A 19,964-nucleotide genomic window follows, 5' to 3' on the forward strand; every position below is an offset into this window, starting at 1 on the left:
GTACTCGAACACAACCCAAAGGCACACCATGAAAACCTCCTTTTTCACAACCTTGTTGGCAGCCGTTGCGCTCGCATTTGGCGTTGCGGCCTGCGACTCAGCGAGCGGCCTGGACACGGCCTCCAATTCAGAGGCTCTGCAAGCACTCGCTGCCGATCTGGGCTTGAGTGTGGCAGACGTTGCGGATATCTCTGCATCGTTCAGCTCCGTCGATCCGGAAACGGGCGAAGTCCGCGATCCGGGCGAGCTGTGGCGACTGGCCGCGCAGCTCCACTCCACCATGAGCGACGAACAGATTGAGCGACTCATGCAACGCGCCGCCGAGGGCCGGCCGCAGGGTCCGGGCATGCGACCCGGTCAGCAGGGCCAGCGACCCGGCATGCGACCAGGCATGCGTCCGGGACAGCAGGGCCAGCGGCCTCGGCCGGATCTGGACCTGACCGATGAACAGGAAGCCGCCATCGAGGCCATCCATGAAGCGGCCCGCGCCGAGGTTCAGGCGCTCCGCGCACAGAACCTGGATGCGGCTGCCCTTCGCGAAGCAATGCAGGCCATCCGTGAGCAGGCTCGTGCCGATGTCGAAGCCCTCCTGACGGACGAACAACGTCAGGAATTGGCCGATCACCAGGCGGAAGCAGAAGCCCGGCGTGCGGAGGCTGAGGCTCGCCGTGCAGAAAACCGGGCAGAAGCCGAAGCGGTCCGCAACGAAGTGCTGGGCCTCACCGCCGAGCAGTTGGCCGGCCTCGCCGAACTGGAAGCCGCCCGCGACGCCTTCCGTGAAAGCCAGCAGGCCGCACGGGACGGCGGAGCCGCACCGGAAGAGCTGCGCGCGGCCGCCGAGGCCTTCCACGCCCAGCAGAAAGAAGCCATGACGGCATTGCTGACGGAAACGCAGCATGAAATCACGGCTGTCCACCGCTTCTTGAGCCAGCGGGCTGGCCAGGGCGGACAGGGTGGTCCAGGCGGACCTGGCGGCCACGGCCCGAACGGTCGGCCCGGACAGAATGGCTGATCGGGCTCGGACTTGATTCCTTTGTCGCCGTCCACTTGGAGTATTCCGGGTGGACGGCGGCGTTTTCAGTCCGCCTGCTGCTGCACGCCGGGATGCCGGACGTCCACCGCCTTGACCAGGAAAATCACGTTCTCGGCCACGTTCTTGGCATGATCGGATATCCGCTCTATGGCCTTCGATACCGAAATGGCGTGCGCCATCGATTCGATGTGCTCGGGGTTTTCCCGTCCGAAGGCAATGAGCGACTTGAAGTTCTCCTTGTGGATGCGATCCACGGCCGAGTCCTGCCGGACCACGCGTTCCGCCAGGCGGCGGTCGCGGTTCACGAAGGCTTCCTGGACGTCACGGAGCATTTTACGGGATGCGTCGCCCATGTCATCGAACCGGGTGACGGCCAGCGCCCCCGAGTGCTCCTTGATGTCCAGGGTCTTCTTGGCAATGTTCTTGCAATGATCGCCAATGCGTTCCAGGTCCGTATTGATCTTGACGGCCACAATCAGGAACCGGAGCTCGCTGGCCACCGGCTGATGCAGTGCCAGGATCCGCTCGGCCAGGTGATCCACCTGGAGCTCCAGCGCGTCCACGCGGTCGTCACCGACCCGGACCCGCTCTGCCAGCTCGTCATTCTGTGACAGGAGCGCATCGAGTGCCGCGGCCACTTGCTCGTCGACCGTATCGAACATTTCAATGAGCAAGCCGCGAAGCTGCTGCATCTCATCATCCAAATAACGATGTATCTGCTTCTTGCCCATGTCTTTGCTCATCCGAAACGTCCGGTAATGTAATCTTCCGTTCGCTTGTTCTCAGGACGCGTGAAAATAACGTCCGTCGTGTTGAATTCTATGAGCTCGCCGAGGTAGTAGAACGCCGTCTCATCGCTTATCCGGGATGCCTGCTGCATGTTGTGGGTCACGATGACGATGGTGTAGGCCTCTTTGAGTTCAATAATGGTTTCTTCCAGTTTTCCGGTAGCCAGCGGGTCGAGGGCGCTCGCGGGCTCGTCCATCAGCAACACATCGGGTTCAGCCGCGAGCGCCCGCGCAATGCACAGTCGCTGTTGCTGACCACCGGACAGACCGTAGGCGTTGTCGTCCAGGCGATCCTTCACTTCCTTCCAGAGGGCCGCCTGGCGCAGGCATCGCTCCACGAGCTCGTCCATGTCACCTTTGTAGCCATTTACCCGCGCCCCCCATGCAATGTTCTGATAGATGGACTTCGGGAACGGATTGGGCTTCTGGAACACCATGCCCACGCGGCGGCGGACCATGATGGGATCGGCGTGGACCAGGTCCTCGCCCTCCAGCAGGATCTGTCCCGTGTAGTGCGTGCCCGGAATGAGTTCATTCATCCGGTTGAAGCACCGCAGAAGCGTGCTTTTCCCGCATCCTGAGGGGCCAATGAAGGCCGTCACAAGGTTTTCCTTGATCTGCAGGCTGATGTTCGTCAGGGCCTGCGTCTGGCCGTACCAGAAGTTCAGGTCGCGGGCCTCCAGTTTGGTCTCCATGTCAATAAGGCCGATTGCGTTCGAAGTAGTTGCGGAGGGAGATGGCACTGAGGTTCATGAGGAACAGGAAGACCATGAGGACCACAATGGCGGCTGCCGCAATCTCCTGGAACTCCGCTTGGGGCCGGGAGGTCCAGTTGAAAATCTGGATGGGCAGCACCGTGAACGGATCCATGACACTTTCCGGCAGGAAGGCGATGAAGGTGAGCGCACCGATCATGATGAGGGGCGCGGTTTCCCCAACGGCGCGGCTCAGGGACAGGATGATGCCCGTCATGATGCCCGGCGTGGCAATGGGCAGCAGGTGGCTCCAGATGACCTGGCTGCGCGTGGCCCCCAGCGCATAGGCGCTCTCGCGGATGCCGGACGGCACGGCCTTGAGGGCCTCCTGGGCTGAAATGATGAGTACGGGCATTATGAGCAGCGTCATGGTCAAGGCGCCGGCCAGGATGCTGCGCTCGAGCGCCATGAACCGGACGAACAGGCCGAGCCCCAGGATGCCGTACAGCACGGACGGGACGCCGGCCAGGTTGGCAATGTTCAACTGCACAATCCGGTAGAAACGGTTCTTCGATGCGTACTCCGTCAAATACAGCGCAGCGCCCACGCTGACCGGAACGGCCATGAGCGCGGTCAGCCCCATCATCCAGAGCGACCCCCAGATGGCGGATTTGATGCCGGCTTCCTCAGGGTTGCGCGACGGAAAATTGGTCAGGAAGTCCGCGTCCAGCCAACCGATGCCTTTCACCACCACATCCACCATGAGCACCAGCAGGACCAGCAGTCCGAACACGGTGGCCAGGAAGAACAGGACGCTGACCACGGCGGCCATGCGCCGACGCGCGACCAGTCGCGGCTCGAAGAGGTGTTGCTTGTTCTGCATGCCCTAATACACCTCCTTGTACTTCCGGATGACCGCATTGGCCACCATGTTCAGGCCGAGCGTAATCAGGAACAGCATGAGACCCACGGCAAACAGGCTCTGGTAGCCAATGGAGCCCTGCGGCGTATCCCCCAGACTGACCTGCACGATATAGGCGGTCATGGTCTGGATGGACTCCAGCGGATTGGCCGTGAGGCGGGGCGTCGCGCCGGCCGCGAGCGTCACGATCATGGTCTCGCCGATGGCCCGGCTGAGGCCCAGGATGAAACTGGCAATGATTCCGCTCAGCGCCGACGGCACCATGATCCGCGTGACCACCTCGAGCTTGGTGGCGCCGAGGGCGTATCCGCCGTCGGCCAGCGAGCGGGGCACGGCGCGGAGCGCATCTTCACTCAGAGAAGCGATCATGGGGATGATCATGATGCCCACCACAATCCCGGCGCTCAATGCGTTGAATATCTGCAGTTCCGGGATGAAGCCCTGCAGGAACGGCGTCACGACGGTCAACGCAAAATAGCCGTAGACGACCGTCGGCACGCCCGCCAACAGTTCCAACCCCGGCTTGAGCCACTGACGCACGCGGAAGGGTGCATATTCGGCAATGAACACCGCGCTGGCGAGTCCGATGGGAATGGACACGATGGCCGCAATCACGGTCACGACCATGGTGCCCGCCAGCAGCGGCCAGATGCCGTAGTGCTTGTCCACGAACTGCGGCGTCCACTGGGTATCGCCGAAGAACTGGAACAGGTTGACGTTCCGGAAGAAATTCAGCGACTCCCCGAACAGCACCGCGCCGATTCCGACCAGCGTGAAAATGGTCAGGAGCGCACACGCGCCGAGCACATATTTGACTATGCGCTCACGCGGGCTGTTGTGGAGATTCTGGTTGAGCGGCTTTGGGGTCACTGATCGAATTGGAGGAGGTCTTCAATCCGGACACCGATCTGCGATCCCTCGCCCCCGAACACGCTGCCGGTCACGCGGGCATCCACGCGGCCCAGCGTCAAGGCCGTAGCCTCGTCCGACAGTCCCACGTAGCCGACTTCCTTGGCCAGTTCGGCGGCGTTCTGGAGGTAGTAATCCACGAATGCACGGACTTCCGGGCGATCCAGGCTCTCGGCGTTCACGTAAATGAACTCGGGGCGGGCCAACGGCTGGTACGTGGCATTCCGGACGGTTTCGTCGCTCGGCTGGACGCATCCGTCGCCGTTGTCCGGGTTTCCGTCATCAATGCCCACGAGTTTAAGTTTGTCCATGTTCTCGGCGTAGTAGGCATAGGGCAGGAAGCCCATGGCGCCTACATCCCCGGCTACGCCCTGAACCAGCACGTTGTCATCTTCGCTGGCGGTGAAGTCGCTCCGGCTGGCGCCTTCCTCGCCCATGATGGCGGCCGTGAAGTAGTCGTAGGTGCCGCTGTCGGTGCCGGCGCCGTAGAGCCGCAGCTCACGGTCCGGGAAGCCGTCGCGGATCTGGTTCCAGTTGTTGACCTGGCTGCCCGGCTCCCATGCCTTTATGAGCTCGTTGACAGCGAAGCACTCGGTCCAGTCGTTCGCGGGGTTCACCACCACGGCAAGCCCGTCAAAGGCCACCGGCAGCTCGATGTAGCTGATGTTGTTGGCAATGGCGAGTTCGGATTCCGACGGTTTGATGGGGCGCGATGCGTCGTTGATGTCGGTCTCGCCGCGGAGGAATTTGTTGAAGCCGCCGCCGGTACCGCTCACGCCAACGGTAACGCGCACACGGGGATTGACCTTCATGAACTCCTCGGCCACCGCTTCGGTCAGCGGGTAGACCGTGGATGAGCCGTCTACCTGGACCATGCCCTCGAGGCCTGAGCCGGTGGATGCGGTGTCGGAGTCGCCGCCGCATGCGGCAACGAAGAGGAGCAGGAAGGGAACGAAGTATCTGGACATGGCTGCGTTGGAAGGGTGGGGATTTCGATGCCGCAAGTTTACAGCAGCATGTTAAGCAAATGTTACCAATGGTACAGAATCATCCAAACTTCGCCTACGCGGGTTGGCCGCGGATTGCAGGGATTGCCGGTCGGCCATCTCCAGTGTTCATTGTGGTCGGCGCCCTTCTTGGGGAGATGGAGGCCCGTCAATCCCCGCAATCCGCAGCCTTCCGGGCCGTTTCATTGTCTCTCGTACCGCCGGCCCCCACTCAGTCCTGTCCCACTTTACCGATCCTCTACCAACTGCCACGTGTGCCCGGGTGTTATGCCAGAGGCCTCCATGGGTCTTTGCGTGAAAACGGAGGCCCAACTCGGGAAATGGATCATGTGGAGATGGATGATGCTCGTCGGCGCCATGCTGGCGTTTCCTTTAAATGTAACCTCGCAGGTTACATTTTACGATGAACCCTTCAACGACCTCGGCGGGGCATTTCCGGCCACCGTCGCGTCAGCCGATGCGTCCTGGCAGCCCGGCACCTCTACCGCATCGCCCGGCAGCGGTGGCGGAAACGCCGAGCACAAGGGATCGTCGGCCGGCACGCTGGTGCTGGGACCGGTCGACCTGACGCTGGCCCTCTCGGCCGAACTCACCTGGTCGACCCGGCGAACGGGGACGTGGCCCGCCGACAGCCTGGACGTACTGGTTGGCGCCGCTCCCGGTGGGCCATTTTATGTACTGGTGACTCCGGACTCTGTTTTGGCAGCCATCAGTGACCCTTCCCCGCTCGGTTCAACCGTACCGGACGCTGATGGCTCATGGGGCACGTTTTCGGCCACCCTCCCGGATTCCCTTCTCGGGGACACCCTGTATATAGCCTTCCGGGGGCGCGGCGGTGAATCCGGCTCGGCTGCGCTCCGTCTGGACGACGTGCAGGTCTCCGGCGTGGCCGATCTCAGCGGAATCACGGCTTCGGTCGGATTCGACGCCGATCGACAGGAATTGCCATCCGGCTCAGGCTCCGGTCCCGACTCCGTCGATGTCCTCATCGCTTTTGATCTTGCCCTCGATGGCCCCGACTCCCTCTCCGCCCTGCAGTTCGACCTGGCCTGGGACCGGGCTTGGTTGGCTTCTCCCACCCTGTCGACAACCCTTCCGGGTGGCGACTGGACGCTCACTGTTCACGGGACCGGATCGTCTGCCCGAGTGGTTTTGGCCGGGACAAGCGGCGCTGCGCTGTCGCCCGGGCTGCATCCTGGTTTCCTGACAGCGACCTTTGCCGCCGTTCTGCCTGCGGCGTCGGATTCCGTACGCATTGACATGTCCGGGATCATCGCCTCCGCCGCCTCTCCCGACGGCCACGATATCCTGCTTCCCGGCGGTATTCGATCCCACACCGTGGTCCACGAGGCATCCCTGTCCTCGTTCGATGCGGCCGTTGCCGATCTGACCATCACGCTCAGCAACCCCACGGGCTTGACCGATCTGGTCGTGGACAGTGTGAAGGTCGACAATCCCTTGTTCGCCGCTGTGACCACCCTCCCGGCCCTGATCTCACCCGGCGCCACCACGGACGTCCTCCTTGGTTTCACGCCTACCCATACCGCATTCGGCTATCAGGAAACAGACGTGGTGTTATTCCACAACAGTCCCACCTCCCCCGACACCGTTCGCGTGTCGGCTGTCGGCACCGGCGGGCGGGGCGATGCCGATAACGACGGAGCCGTGGACGTCGCGGACGTGGTCCGCGCCATTGACATGGTGGTCGGGGCTGTTCCTGCCAACACCGACCTCATTGATGTACACCCGTTCCCGGCCGGAAATGGCGCGGTCGACGTCCGCGACGTAACCGTCACCATCCAGGCCGTGCTGAACGATGCGTGGCCAGACGCCGTGCCGCTGCCGGTACCTGTGCCAGTGTCCGCTCCTGCATCAATCCATTCTGAGTCTACCGACGGTGTATGGGCGGGGGAAGTATCTCCCCCCACACCCATTCTCCCGTCTCCGTCTTCATTCCCTTCCATATCCGTATCGCCAACCGGCGGAGAAATAGTCACCGCCGAGCCCCTCCGGGGCCTGCAGGTTGAATGGGCTGACGCAGATGGTCGCATAATGCGACGGCTGGATGCGCGCTGGCCAGGCGACGAAATAGAAGCCGGCACGGTGCCACTGCCTCTACCGCCTTCGTCCGACGAGTCCGGCTCTACCACTGAATCCGGTTCGTCAAGGAACGCCACGTTCACGCTCCTTCGTGTGATTATTGTGGGCCGAGACGGCCGCAAACACGTGCACGCCCCCGCCACCGCAACGGGAGTCACCGCCGAGCCCACCCCACCGCATCTACCTTCTGCTCCCGACGACTCCATCTATCCGAATCCCTTCCTGTCAGGCATCCATACTCATTTGAATGTGCCTCTCGGTCCAGGATCTCTGCACGATGCGCTCGGCCGCCGGGTCCTCGCGTGGCACGGACCGCCTTCCACATCCACCACGTCTCCGAACACGTCTGCCACGCGTCGGTTGCACCTGCCCTCGCTTCCCGCCGGACTGTATCTGGTCAGGACTGCCGGCGGCACTCAAACACTGATTGTGCGGTGAGAGCGAGTCGAATCGTGCGAAAGGAAACAGACTTGTTGCACTTGGCGTTTAGTCGTTATAACGTCACAACGTCAACGATCATGTCTGCAAAAACCAAACGGTCGACCATTTACCTGGAAGATCACCTTCACAAGGCGCTTCGACTGAAGGCGGCAGAAACTGACTCCTCCATGTCCGACGTTGTAACTGATGCACTCAGGACGGCATTCGGCGACGACGCCGATGACCTCGCGACCATCAGAGAGCGAAAGAACGAGCCCGTGATCTCGTTCGAATCCTTCGTCTCCGACTTGAAATCGAGTGGCCGACTATAGCATCCTGATCAACAGATCGGCACAAAAAGAAATCGAGGCCATCGACTCCAAGGCGGTCCGACGAAGGATTGTGGCTCGGATCCAGGATTTGGCTGAAAATCCGAGGCCGCCGGGCTGTCAGAAACTGTCCGGAAGTGACTATTACCGGATCCGACAGGGATCGTACCGCATCATCTACGAGATCAAGGATGATGTCCTGATCGTTACGACAGTCGCTCAGGGAAACAGGTAGCGATCCATGTAGAGGAAGAGGAGCGTCGAGGCGGTCGTGATCCAGACGAGGAATACGAACACGAGGGCGACGAGCTTCCAGGTATCGGACTGGGGTGCCGAGAATTGGACGGCGGAGGATTTGGCGGACGATGCGGAGGCCGCATCCGCGCCGGATGCCTTGCGCTGCTTGCGGGACGACTTGCGTCCGTTTTTCTCCGGTTCCGGAGCAGCAGGTGGCGGATTCACTGTCAGCACGACGTCCGATGTGGTCGCCGCGTCTACCTGATTGCCGGTCTGTCCATCTCCACTGGCACGCATAGTGCCCGTTGCCCGTTGGCCGTACATCGGAAAAAGAGGGTTTGCCCAGGATCCCCGGCCGTCTCCCGACCAGAGGGGCATCTCATCGTGCTTCGATCCGTGCCCATCTCCAAGGTACGGCGCGACAACATCCCGGGAAACGCCGTTGGACAACGGCATGGTATGAAATCGGTGGAGATGGTTGGACATCGGGGCTTCGTTTCCGGGGGATAACAGCTCTGTCGTGACTGTTAATGGAGAACGGAAGAATCCCCGGAATTTGCGCTGCCCTCTGAAAATTTCTGAGCGATCTACGCATCGAATGGACGAGGGCGACGCGAATGCCGATCAATCGGATTCGAACTCCCTGGAAAACGCTGCCAGCGACGGCGTCAACACAGCCGCCTTGAGGAGCACTTTGCACGTGTCCACGTCCGTGAGTTGGCCAATCCGGGTCCGTATTTCTGGCGTGACCGCACCAAAACGAACCTCCAGGGCGTCCACAATGCTCTCTTTGGCATTCTCCAAGCGGCCCTTCTCCATGCCCGTCTCCATGCCCTTTCGCATGCCGTAGCGCTCGAAGCTCGTAATGTACGTCATTTGTTTTCCCTCTTCCGTTTTAGCGAGCTCAACGTGGAGCTGATCGTCGACGTCCTCAGGGAGTCGCACTATCCAGTCCAAAAACCGAAACAATTGGCGAATCCGGGTGGGCGACCATCCCCGTTCATATAAACTTCGAAACGTTTGAAGTTTCCATCGACTGCGCTCCAAGACGATGCCGGGAGAATCACCGGCCAAATCCTGCGCCTTGAAAATGGCAAGCAGCAGCAGCGCGAACGGGCTGTCGCTTGTGGCAAGTTCATCTTGACATTCGCGGAAATCCATCAATTTGGCTACCGGAAAATCAAAGCGGACCGAGCATCCCCACATGCCCGTTTCGAAAACACGCGGCCTCCAACCCATTTGCTCGTCCGCCAGCAGCGCCAAGCTGACCACATGTTGCCCGTACCGGTCCACCAGCCGACGGTAGTACGTCCACATTCTCTCAGAGAACGAATTGTCCCGTTGGCTCTGCACCTCAATGTGCACGATGACCAGCACATCACCCCCGCCGCGCAGCCGGACCTCGACCAGTTTATCAACGAATCGCGTACCTGTTTCACTTTCCGGTCGGAGCTTGGAAAGCTCCTTGTCCCGCGAGCGAATGCTGGCCTCCCAGTCTATCTCCGGGTACACGTCTGGAAAGAACAGCCGGATGAATTCCTCGAAGAACGCGTCCAACACCTCCTTCCAGAATCCGTCTTCTTCATGGATAGTCGCTACCACGATTGCCTGTGCCCCCCGCTCCCACCAGATGCTGTGAGGGGAATAGACCCCGCCCGACGGTCACCATAACCTGATGCACGCCGTCCGCCAAAATGTGGATGGATCCAGGCTCAGCCTGCACCCGCCATTTGCCGAACTACTACAACCGACCCAACAACTCGGCCATGGAGTCGCCGCCGAACTTCTCCAGGAGGGCGTTGGCAATGACCAAGGCGACGGTGGCTTCGGCGACGGTGGAGGCGGCGGGTACGCTGGTCACGTCGCTGCGCTCGTAGCGTGTAGGCTGGGCAACGCCGGTCCGGAGGTCGGCCGTCGGGAGGGGTTTGATGAGCGTCGGGATGGGCTTCATGTAGCCCCGCACAACGATGGGCATGCCGTTCGACATGCCGCCTTCAATGCCTCCGGCGCGGTTCTGTGTACGGGGAAAAGCGGTGGGAGCCGCGCCTGGAGAGGATGTCTCGGCCTCAATCGGGTCATGCACGGCGGATCCGCGGGCTGAAGCGGCCGCGACGCCGTCCCCGATTTCAACGGCCTTCTGGGCCTGGATGGACATGATGGCCTGCGCCAGTTGCCCGTCCAATCGGCGGTCCCACTGGACGTAGGAACCGAGTCCCGGCGGGACGCCGGTCACCACGACTTCGTAAATACCGCCGAGCGAATCGCCTTCTTTCTTGACTTCGGTGATGTGCTCGACGCAGCGGCGGGCCAAGGCATCGTCCAGCATGCGGACTTCGCTCGCATCGGCCACCTCGTTCAGCCGTTCCGCGTTCCCCCCTTCCATGATTTCGGCGACCCGGTCCGTCCAGGCGCCGTCGTCGTATCCCACCTCACCAATCCGGATGACGTGGCTGCCAATAAAAATCCCGCACTCGGCCAGGAAGCGCCGGGCCACCGTACAGCAGGCCACGCGCATGGCGGTTTCGCGCGCACTGGAGCGGTCAATGACCGGGCGGATGTCGTCGAAGCCGTACTTCTGGGCGCCAGTCAGGTCGGCATGACCCGGGCGGGGGAGCGTTATGGGCTCAATGCCCTCGCCGTCGCCCGAAACCGACATCACCTCCGGCCACCCGGAGCGGTCTTTTTCCCACGCGGCGTTGTCCAGGCGCAGGGCGATGGGGCTGCCCATGGTCTTGGAGAAGCGAACGCCGCTGTAAATGTGGACCTGGTCCACCTCGAACTTCGCGCGGCCTCCCCGGCCGAAGCCCAACCACCGCCGAGCCAGGTGCTTGTTCACGTACTCGGCCGTGAGCTCGAGGCCCGCAGGGACGCCCTCAACGATGCCAATGAGGGCCTGGCCGTGCGACTCGCCCGCGGTCAAATACCGGATCACAGTTCTACCTCGAAAAACAGGACAGCGCCATCCTCCCGCCGGACCTGGACGAGCGCCGGTTCAGCATCGGGATCATCGTCGCGGCGCTGGGCGGCCGCATCGAGTGCGGCAGCAGCCGTCTCGACATTGAAAATCTGGGTGTCGTCGATATGGGTGATGATCATGCCGCGAGACAGTCCGGCCGCCTCGAAGGCCCCGCCGTTCGTGACGAACGCGATGAATACGCCATGGGCCACGCCGAATTGTTCACGCGTGCGCACGTCCAGCGATGCCAGACCGACGCCCCACGCGTTGAATTCCTGGATTTCGGAGTTGGGCGGCGGAATGCTGCGGCGCTGCTGTTGCTGCTGACGGCGTTGGTCCATGCCCGTCAGCCAGGAATCGTAGGCCGGATCGTCCCGGCCCTTCAGCACCACGTCAAACGTTTCTTCCTGGCCGGCGCGCCAGACCACGACCTCTATCCGGTCACCCGGCGAATAGAGCGCGATCATGCTCTGCAGTTCGTTGGGTTCGTAGACTTCCTTGCCTTCAATGCGCAGAAGGATGTCGTTGTCGCGCAGGCCCGCCTCGGCGCCCGCCAGGCCCCGCTGCACGTTCTGCAGCCACACGCCTTGCACGGTCGGCAATCCGAATTGTCGTGCTTCGGCGGCGGTCACCGGCAGGATGGTCACGCCCAGATAACCACGGCGCACTTCGCCATACAGGATGAGGTCGCGCACCACACGCTCCATGAGGTCCACCGGCACGGCGAATCCGTAGCCCTCGTAGGACCCCGTCTCGGTGGCAATGGCGGTGGCAATACCCACCAGTTCCCCGCGCAGGTTTACCACCGCGCCGCCTGAATTACCGGGATTGATGGCCGCATCCGTCTGAATAAAGGATTCAATGCCCAACTGGTCGTTGATGACATTCACCTGGCGTCCGAGGGCCGATACGATGCCCGCCGTAACCGTGGAGGTCAGCCGGAACGGATTGCCGACGGCCAGCACCCATTCGCCGACCGATACGGCGTTTGCATCCCCAAGCGCAATCACGGGCAGGTTCTCACCGGAAATCTCGAGAACGGCCAGGTCGGTAGTGGGATCGGTGCCCACTACGCGCGCTGGAAACTGCCGCTTGTCCTGCAGCGTGACCCAGATTTCAGAGGCATCCTCCACGACGTGGAAATTCGTGACCACGTATCCTTCGTCGGAAATGATGACGCCGCTGCCCGCACTCTGCGTGGGCCCACGGCGTCCTTCCCCGCCACCGCCGAGCCGCTGCAGGATCCCCTGCGGGCCATCGGACAGCACTTGAACGAAGACGACGGTGGGCGTGACGCGGGCCGATACATCCTTGAACACCTCGTTCAGGGACAGCGCGTCCAGGTATTCGGTGGGGACTTCGCTTTCCGGGACGGTAATGTAGCCCGAGGGCGGTGCAGCCCCGAGTTGGACCCGCTCCACAGACTGCGGGCGCTCGAACGCCGAGCCCTCCGGCCCGAGCCACAAGGTGAACAGGATGCCAGCCATGAGACCGACAGCCAGGAGCCCTATCCAGGTCAGCGTACGTATGCGTTGATCAGTCATGCCCCGGTGTACCGTGTTTCACACTATTCGTTTCGCCGGATGGGGTGCCAATTCCACCCGCTCGGCTTCAAACAATGCCTGCATGGCGGCCTGCGAGGCATCGGCGAGCGATTTGCGGGTGTGGCCGGCGGCGGGGACCGGCGCGCCAATGCGCATCCGGAACGATACGCGGTGCGGAAGCATCCTGTGCAGATTGGCCCACATGCCCTCGGGCGACGACCAGGTGGCCCATTCGCGCGATTCTACGGTCGCGGGGCGTCCGTCCACCTCAATGGCGTGGAAATAGGCCGGCACGACCAGTCCCGCAGGGGCGGACTCTGCCACCCCGTCGGTCAGCGCCGCAAAACCGCCCGTCTTGAAGGGCAACAGCGCGTGCCCGTTCGAGGTCGTCCCCTCCGGAAACACGGCTACGGGCACCCCATCGTCCATCCGCTCCCGTATGCCGTCCACGAGCTCCCCGGTCCGCATGCGCTGCTCCCGGTGCGCGAACAGGATGCCCACGCACCGCGCCACCCAGCCGAACACCGGCCACGTGGCGATTTCGGATTTCGCCACCCAGGCCACGGGAAACACACTGGCCACGATGAACGGATCGAGCACGCCAATGTGATTCGCAATGACCAGCACACGCGCATCCTCGGGCACCACCACATCACCCACTACTTCAATGCGGTATCCGGCGGCGCGGCACAACCGCCGACTGCCTTCCCGCTGCAACCGCGCCAGGCGGCGCACCCGCGCGGGCCGCTCCAAACCGCGGCCGGCCCAGGACATCCACGCGGCATAGGCCACGAGCAGGACCCCGAACCGTCCGCCCCGCCACAGGCGCAACCCCCACGTCCGAACCACCCCCTTTGCCTCAATCATGGGCCGACTCGTGCGTTCATTCCCGGATGAATACCTCTTCGCCGTCAATGACGGTACGCATGACCCGGACATCGGGGATGGTTTCGGGGTCGATTTCCAGAAGATTCCGGGACAGGACCACGAAATCCGCACGCAAGCCGGGCTCGATGGCGCCGGAGAACGCATCCGAAAAGCCCGCCCACGCGTTCCGGACGGTGTACGATTCGAGCGCTTCCTGGACCGTGATTTTCTGCGCGGGCACCCAGCCCCCGGGATTCGCATCGTCAATCGTGCGCCGCGTAACGGCGGCGTACACGCCCAGGAGTGGATTCAGCGGCGCCACCGTCCAGTCCGAGCCGAACGTCAACATGGCATCCGCATCCAGCAGCGAGCGGAACGGATAGGTCGTCTCTATCCGGTCCCCAATGCGCTTCTCAGCCCACCGTCCGTCGTCAATGGCATGATACGGTTGCATGGAGGGCACCACACCGAGGGCGGCAAACCGCTCAATGGCCTCCGGCGTCAAATGCTGTGCATGCTCAATGCGCCAGCGCCGATCCTCGCGCTCGGTGCGCGCGGCCGCCTGGGCGTAGACGTCCAGCAGCCAGTCGTTGGCCTTGTCACCGATGGCGTGGATGGCCAGGTGGAGTCCCGCGGCATCGGCCGCCAGGATGTGCTGGCGGAGCAAGGTGGTATCGTTCACCAGGAGGCCGCTCGTGGACGGATCGTCCAGGTAGGGCTCGTAGAAAAGCGCCGTCGTGGAGCCCAGCGAGCCATCCACGAATCCTTTCAGGCCGCCCCACCAGACGTACTCATCGCCGCCCGGCTCCAGCCGCTCCCATGTGGAGACCGGCACCAGGGAATATACGCGCAGTTTCAGGAGGTCCCGCTTGTGGGCCTCCCGGAAGGCTTCCCGGTCGGCCCAGCCGCCATACGACCCCACGTCGTGGATCTGGGTGACGCCCAGGCTGAGCGCGTAGTCCTGCGCCCGCTCCAGCATTTCAAGGCGCTGCTCGAGGGTGGGCGCCGGCACTTCCCGGAAAACCAGGTCCATGGCATCGTCCTTCAGCACACCCGTCAATCGGCCGTCCGCGCCCACCACGATTTCGCCGCCGTCAGGCACCGGGGTCTCTTCGCTCACGCCCGCCAGTTCCAGCGCGCGCGAGTTGGCGAGCGCCATGTGCCCGTCGAGCCGGCTGACCAGGACCGGATTGTCTGCCGTGACGGAATCTATCCAGGCCCGCTCGGGCAGCTGGCCGCCCCACGCCTCGTGATCCCAGTCCCCGCCCAGAATCCACTCTCCGGGCTCCAATGTGGCCGCGAATGCGCCCATGCGCCGGGCAAACTCCTCGGGATTCGTGACGTCGCGCAGTTGCACGCTGGCCAGGTTGAACCCACCCGACAGGAAATGGGTGTGGTTGTCAATGAACCCGGGCACGACGAAACGCCCCTCAAGGTCCACGACCCGGGTCCGCTCCCCGAGCAAACCCTGCACCGCCAGTGTGTCGCCTACATAGATGATGTCATGCCCGCGCGTCGCAATGGCGCCCGCCACGGGTTGATCCGGATTGCCGGTCCACACCACCGCATTGGTGTAAATGGTATCGGCGTACGGATTGGCGCATCCTGCAAGGAGAACTGCCAGGAGGAGGATGATTCGCATGTCTGTACCGGTGGTTCAACCCACAAAGGTACGTGATCCAGTATCAGCCTGCTCGATTCAATCCGCCCGGTACGATTCCGATGCCTGTTGCTCCGTCGATCGCGCGCGCTGGGCGGCCGGACGATCCGCGCGCTGAGCTGCCTGCTCCGCCAGGGGAAACCAGATGGAAAACGTGGAGCCCATGTTCTTGGCGCTGTCCACCGAAATGGTGCCATTCATGAGCCCCATCATCTGCGATGAAATGGCCAGGCCCAGGCCCGATCCTTCGTGCGAACGGGCGTTCCCGTCGGATTCCTGCATGTATTCCTCGAACAGCTCGGGCAGGAATTTCTGTTCGATGCCAACGCCTGTATCCATGATGTCGATGCGTGCGCACTCCCCTTCCACGCCCATGCGGATGCGTACTTCGCCCTCTTCGGTGAACTTCACGGCGTTGTTCACCAAATTGTACACGACACGCGCGAACATGTATTTGTCTGCCGCCACACGGATGCGCTCCGCAGGCTCTTCCACCACAAACTTGAGCCCCTTCCGTTCGGCCACGTCGCGCATGGTGGCCACGGCTTCTTCCACCACGTCCCGGGCTTCCAGGGTTTCCGTGGACATTTCGTAGTTGCCCGAACGCAGCTGCGCCAGGTCCAGGAGCGAACTCAGCGTATCCATGAGGCGCCCACCGCTGTCCTCAATGATGTCCAGGAATTCCCGGTACTCGGCATCCTTGGGCACTTCTTCCTTGAGCACACTCGTGAAGCCCAGGATGGCCGTGAGCGGCGTACGCAGTTCGTGGGACGTCGTTGCCAGGAACTCATCCTTCAGCTTGTTGGCCTTCTGCAGGCTGGTATTGGCCTCCTGCAGCGCCTTGTTCACCGTCCGTTCGCGCTCCAGCTCCTTGGCCTGTTCGGCCGCCAGCCGGTGCTCGCGCCGCATGCTCACATATTTGCGCCCGGAAACCACCAACGCCACCCCGAACAACATGTAAGCCAGATAGGCCCACGCCGTCCGGTACCACGGCGGCAGAATGACAAACGTGAATGCCGCTGGCTCCGATATCTGGCCGAGGTCGTTCTTGGCGCGGGCAAGGAGGGTGTAGCGGCCTTCCTTTAGCGTCGAAATCGAATAGCCGGCGGATTCGGACCATTCACTCCATACGATATCTGGTGCCTCAATTGAATATTGATAAACCATCGGCCCAATAGAAACTGAACTCTCTGCCGTTACTCGTGCTCCAATTTCTCTGTTCTCATATGATACCGTCGGCTCGTACCAATAAGGCTGTTCATCTGTTACTCCACCGCTTAGGGATCGATATACGCCCGTGGTCAGCGACTTCTCTGTGTCGCGCACAAAGACAGACGAGAAGTAGACAGTTGGCAACTCCTTCTTTTCGATATCAGCATCTATATCATATCGAACAAGTTCATCTCCCTCATTATAGTAGATGACACCATTGGCTGCTGTTACGGAAGTTGTTACGCCCTTCTTACCGACAAGACCACGTGGAGTAACCAATCTCCGCTCACTACCACTGATTCCAGAAAGAACGGAGATACTGTCGCGATATGCGATGACAAGTTGCCCTGTATCATCGACACCGATTGCCTCTAGACCACCTTCAACAGTGGTCGTAGAGCCGACTAGCGTCAAATTCGCCTTGGCCTCATTCGTCATTTCATATACGCCTGAGGTTGTAGCGATGACCGGTAGCCCTGCATCAACAAGATGCACGTAGCTACCCGCGCCTTCGATGTCGAGTTCTGATAACTCCATATGCCGAACGCTTCGCCGCCCAAGCACGTCCCGAATTCGAAATATCCCACGATTGTCCGTTGACACCCAGAGATAGTCGTCAGTGGAGACCAAATATTTGATCTCCAACCCATCCAACCCATTTACTTTAAGCGGATACAGAGTACAGCTTGCTACGTCTCCAATAGACTCTATCGCGACATTATACAAGCCATCGTTGGTGCCCGCATATATGACTTGCCGCTTGTGATCGTAGTGGAGAACAAATATTTGCGTTCGTAGCGAACCCGTGCCTCGCTCAATCCTTCGAGTTGCCGTGACACATTGAACCACTCGTCCTGTGTTGTCAATTAATACACCCTCGTTCTCGGTTCCTACAATGGTGTATCCATCTACAGTAAGAAAGTCCCAAGCGAGCTCAGTACCCGGTATTTCCTCGAAGTAGGATGTATTAGGATTTGTGGAGTAGACCAGATTTTGTCCACCCGAGCTCACTGCCGTCATCAACCTGGAGCCAGTGGCAACAGCTAGGCGATCATCAATCAACCCTACCCTGTTGACGTGCCCCCAGAGTCCATGTGATTTGGCATAACGCAACTTCGCTGGCTTAAATGTCAGGCTGCCAACACCTTCGCTGTTGAATGCGAACCATACTACGGATGCGGACTCTACGTGGATGTCATTTATAAAGTCATCTGGAAATCCATTCCGAATCGACAGTTGGTCGAGCACTGTGCCCTCGTCGTTCACGACGATAGCACCGGCTCCAAGCGTGCCAATGACAACGTTTTCGTCAGACCATTGGGCAGCGGTATATAGTCGGACATTGGCGGCTATTTCCTGAAGTTCATCCGAATATGCCTGTCTTCCTACGACTGTAGCATCTGAAACCTCAAAAATACCGGAACTTTGGCTCCAAACAAGTGACCTATTTGAACTCACGGTCACTCCGAAGATCATCTCGTCTGCCAGTTCGTCGCTCCCTGAAACGAATTCAAGAACACCATTCTCATATACCAAAAGCCCAACCCCAAACTCTCGGATGTAAACGGCGTCGCCCACCTGGAATGAGTTATGGTAGCCCGAGACTGATTTCACAACCTCGAATTCCATGCCGTCCCAAGCTAATAGATAGTTCCTGCTTTGGAATAGCAGCCCTGACGCAGTGGAATACGTACCCCAGACATTGCCCAGGTCAACAATGTCCTTGGGTAGCTTCAAGCTAGTTGCTCGAAAGCTACCGCTGGAGTCAGCGACGACGTAGCCAACGGCCCCTTGTTCTCCATAGTACAGTCTACCGTCCCGTCCTTCCGCCAATGACCTTACCGTAGTCTTTCCTGGCGTTCCAACAAGACGCCACTCGTCACCGTGGCGAATAGAAATGCCGCGCTCATGTGCGGCAACGATTCGTTCACCCCAACGGTCAATTGCCCATATCTGAGGGCGTATTCCATTCTCAGACGGAGCAGAATGCGTAATTGCGAAGACCGACTCTTGTGAATCCGGACGTTCCTGTGCGCTTCCAGACCGTGACTGACAGCACAGTAATACTAATAAGACAAGTGAGCCTAGGCGGCAATGCAGCCGTCCGGACCACTGTCTGCTTCCTTTGATGATATGGAGGCAATGGTTCACCGTGGAGGTATCGGCCTTGATCGTGCCGATTTAAGTTCGCTCCGTATGACGTGTCGTAACTGGAGCCATGTTCTCGTTTATATGGGTGTGCAGCGTTGCTGCATATGCGACAAACCGCCAAATCTCTGAGAACTGGTATGAAAAACACTATCAAATCAACCCTGAGCGTCTTCGCTATGGCACTGCTTCTGAGTGCATGCTCGACGGACGCGTTAGTCGGACCCGATTCTGTCGGCGATACCGTCTTCGTTGGTGGCGATGGTCACAACGTTGGCGGTGATGGCCACAACGTCGGTGGCGACGGCCACAACGTCGGTGGCGATGGCCACAACGTCGGTGGCGACGGCCACAATTGACAGCGACCTACTAAGTAGATTCTTTGGAGAAGGGGTGATGGCGATAGCCGTCACCCCTTCTCTTCGTTATGGACAACCTCTAGATAGGCGTTCTAAGGTGCGATGATGATTGGCGATCGGGAACGTCCAAGCTACTTCCCTTGGGGCTTTGGCCAATTGCTGGGTAAAGAAACGGACATAGACTGACGAGAACTTGAGTCGGATTAAGCCGGACACCTGGCGCTATAGCATTGCGCTGTCTGCGATTGGTGGCCGGTCTTTTCGTGCTTGATGCCTGCAACTTCATCCAATGGGCTGGACCCCAACACCCGAATCCCGCCGCCAGTGCTGGGACTGTGAGCAGTGGATGAGTGCTGAACGGTGATTCGAACTTACCCCCGACTACTACTACCAGTACCACAAAACACCAACGCATGGTGGCCGGGTACACTCTTCCGGGCGAGCACACGACGGTCGATAACTGCGCGTTGCATAAGTGGACAGCGTCGTTCTACGTGTGGTACAGAATTCGGTACCTCTTAATTCACGGAGACGTCGGTACCACTTCGTTGGGGGCGGTTGTTAAAGGTTTGTATCATCTGCCACACCAACCACAGACCGGAATGAAATCAGACGAATTGAAAGCACGTATCATTAAAACCTAAGCTGAGCGATTCGTATTTGTGACGTGTCCAATATCGCTGATTTGTCTGTGATGAACCACGCCCCGGACGTTCCGGTGGCTCAGAGCCGGGTCAGCGTCCGTCCTGGACCCTCTTTCGGGCTTGAGACAGACCGG

Annotated in this window: 16 protein-coding genes; 3 read left to right on the plus strand and 13 right to left on the minus strand. The window is 60.6% G+C overall.

Translation table 11 applies throughout. From position 1 onward, the window contains the following. Window positions 1–28: 28 nt before the first annotated feature. The gene (locus RIE53_11810) at window positions 29–1,012 is read left to right on the plus strand and encodes a hypothetical protein (protein ID MEQ9105368.1); all 984 of its coding nucleotides are present in this window, start codon (window positions 29–31) and stop codon (window positions 1,010–1,012) included. A 65-nt stretch (window positions 1,013–1,077) separates the two neighbouring features. On the opposite strand, the gene phoU is transcribed toward RIE53_11810, so the two are convergent. Genes phoU through RIE53_11835 form a run of 5 tightly spaced genes read right to left on the minus strand, consistent with a single transcriptional unit; the run spans window position 1,078 to window position 5,315 of the window. Beyond that, window positions 1,078–1,776: a phosphate signaling complex protein PhoU gene (phoU, locus tag RIE53_11815; protein ID MEQ9105369.1), complete on the minus strand. Its 699-nt coding sequence runs from the start codon at window positions 1,774–1,776 to the stop codon at window positions 1,078–1,080. Further along, on the minus strand, window positions 1,773–2,516 hold the full coding sequence (pstB, locus tag RIE53_11820) for a phosphate ABC transporter ATP-binding protein PstB (protein ID MEQ9105370.1): 744 nt from the start codon (window positions 2,514–2,516) through the stop codon (window positions 1,773–1,775). The genes phoU and pstB overlap by 4 nt, the downstream gene beginning before the upstream one ends. A gap of 1 nt (window position 2,517) precedes the next feature. Then, window positions 2,518–3,399, minus strand: coding sequence for a phosphate ABC transporter permease PstA (gene pstA, locus RIE53_11825; protein MEQ9105371.1), 882 nt, complete (start codon window positions 3,397–3,399; stop codon window positions 2,518–2,520). A 3-nt stretch (window positions 3,400–3,402) separates the two neighbouring features. Beyond that, a complete protein-coding gene (gene pstC / locus RIE53_11830; protein MEQ9105372.1) occupies window positions 3,403–4,308 on the minus strand; it encodes a phosphate ABC transporter permease subunit PstC in 906 nt (301 codons plus the stop codon). Further along, a complete protein-coding gene (locus RIE53_11835) occupies window positions 4,305–5,315 on the minus strand; it encodes a PstS family phosphate ABC transporter substrate-binding protein (GenBank protein MEQ9105373.1) in 1,011 nt (336 codons plus the stop codon). Before RIE53_11835 ends, pstC begins: the two co-directional genes overlap by 4 nt. A 366-nt stretch (window positions 5,316–5,681) precedes the next feature. Here RIE53_11835 and RIE53_11840 point away from each other — a divergent pair, with 366 nt between their 5' ends. Beyond that, on the plus strand, window positions 5,682–7,892 hold the full coding sequence (locus RIE53_11840) for a hypothetical protein (protein MEQ9105374.1): 2,211 nt from the start codon (window positions 5,682–5,684) through the stop codon (window positions 7,890–7,892). Window positions 7,893–7,972: 80 nt separating this feature from the next. Next, entirely contained in the window at window positions 7,973–8,206 is a 234-nt protein-coding gene (locus RIE53_11845) for a hypothetical protein (protein ID MEQ9105375.1), read from the plus strand. Window positions 8,207–8,422: 216 nt separating this feature from the next. Here the strand turns inward: RIE53_11845 and RIE53_11850 are convergent, their stop codons facing one another. The 8 genes from RIE53_11850 to RIE53_11885 form a co-directional block, all read right to left on the minus strand. Then, a complete protein-coding gene (locus RIE53_11850) occupies window positions 8,423–8,896 on the minus strand; it encodes a hypothetical protein (GenBank protein ID MEQ9105376.1) in 474 nt (157 codons plus the stop codon). Between the two features lie 168 nt (window positions 8,897–9,064). Then, window positions 9,065–9,997, minus strand: a complete 933-nt coding sequence (locus RIE53_11855; GenBank protein MEQ9105377.1) for a hypothetical protein — start codon at window positions 9,995–9,997, stop codon at window positions 9,065–9,067. A 184-nt stretch (window positions 9,998–10,181) separates the two neighbouring features. Next, the gene (gene aroC, locus RIE53_11860) at window positions 10,182–11,372 is read right to left on the minus strand and encodes a chorismate synthase (GenBank protein MEQ9105378.1); all 1,191 of its coding nucleotides are present in this window, start codon (window positions 11,370–11,372) and stop codon (window positions 10,182–10,184) included. Further along, window positions 11,369–12,940, minus strand: a complete 1,572-nt coding sequence (locus tag RIE53_11865; protein MEQ9105379.1) for a trypsin-like peptidase domain-containing protein — start codon at window positions 12,938–12,940, stop codon at window positions 11,369–11,371. The genes aroC and RIE53_11865 overlap by 4 nt, the downstream gene beginning before the upstream one ends. 18 nt (window positions 12,941–12,958) lie before the next feature. Then, window positions 12,959–13,807: a lysophospholipid acyltransferase family protein gene (locus tag RIE53_11870; GenBank protein ID MEQ9105380.1), complete on the minus strand. Its 849-nt coding sequence runs from the start codon at window positions 13,805–13,807 to the stop codon at window positions 12,959–12,961. A 16-nt stretch (window positions 13,808–13,823) separates the two neighbouring features. Then, window positions 13,824–15,449, minus strand: a complete 1,626-nt coding sequence (locus tag RIE53_11875) for an amidohydrolase (GenBank protein ID MEQ9105381.1) — start codon at window positions 15,447–15,449, stop codon at window positions 13,824–13,826. A gap of 57 nt (window positions 15,450–15,506) precedes the next feature. Then, on the minus strand, window positions 15,507–18,416 hold the full coding sequence (locus tag RIE53_11880) for an ATP-binding protein (protein MEQ9105382.1): 2,910 nt from the start codon (window positions 18,414–18,416) through the stop codon (window positions 15,507–15,509). A 626-nt stretch (window positions 18,417–19,042) separates the two neighbouring features. Continuing rightward, the gene (locus tag RIE53_11885; protein MEQ9105383.1) at window positions 19,043–19,180 is read right to left on the minus strand and encodes a hypothetical protein; all 138 of its coding nucleotides are present in this window, start codon (window positions 19,178–19,180) and stop codon (window positions 19,043–19,045) included. Window positions 19,181–19,964: the final 784 nt, after the last annotated feature.

The sequence above is a fragment of the Rhodothermales bacterium genome, from assembly GCA_040221055.1.
Classification (GTDB): Bacteria; Bacteroidota; Rhodothermia; order Rhodothermales; family UBA10348; genus 1-14-0-65-60-17.

Excerpts from the sequence above, each read along its gene's own strand:
- RIE53_11810 (MEQ9105368.1), top strand. The coding sequence starts at position 29 with ATGAAAACCTCCTTTTTCACAACCTTGTTGGCAGCCGTTGCGCTCGCA.
- phoU (MEQ9105369.1), bottom strand. The coding sequence starts at position 1,776 with ATGAGCAAAGACATGGGCAAGAAGCAGATACATCGTTATTTGGATGAT.
- pstB (MEQ9105370.1), bottom strand. The coding sequence starts at position 2,516 with ATGGAGACCAAACTGGAGGCCCGCGACCTGAACTTCTGGTACGGCCAG.
- pstA (MEQ9105371.1), bottom strand. The coding sequence starts at position 3,399 with ATGCAGAACAAGCAACACCTCTTCGAGCCGCGACTGGTCGCGCGTCGG.
- RIE53_11835 (MEQ9105373.1), bottom strand. The coding sequence starts at position 5,315 with ATGTCCAGATACTTCGTTCCCTTCCTGCTCCTCTTCGTTGCCGCATGC.
- RIE53_11840 (MEQ9105374.1), top strand. The coding sequence starts at position 5,682 with ATGTGGAGATGGATGATGCTCGTCGGCGCCATGCTGGCGTTTCCTTTA.
- RIE53_11845 (MEQ9105375.1), top strand. The coding sequence starts at position 7,973 with ATGTCTGCAAAAACCAAACGGTCGACCATTTACCTGGAAGATCACCTT.
- RIE53_11850 (MEQ9105376.1), bottom strand. The coding sequence starts at position 8,896 with ATGCCGTTGTCCAACGGCGTTTCCCGGGATGTTGTCGCGCCGTACCTT.
- RIE53_11865 (MEQ9105379.1), bottom strand. The coding sequence starts at position 12,940 with ATGACTGATCAACGCATACGTACGCTGACCTGGATAGGGCTCCTGGCT.
- RIE53_11870 (MEQ9105380.1), bottom strand. The coding sequence starts at position 13,807 with ATGATTGAGGCAAAGGGGGTGGTTCGGACGTGGGGGTTGCGCCTGTGG.
- RIE53_11875 (MEQ9105381.1), bottom strand. The coding sequence starts at position 15,449 with ATGCGAATCATCCTCCTCCTGGCAGTTCTCCTTGCAGGATGCGCCAAT.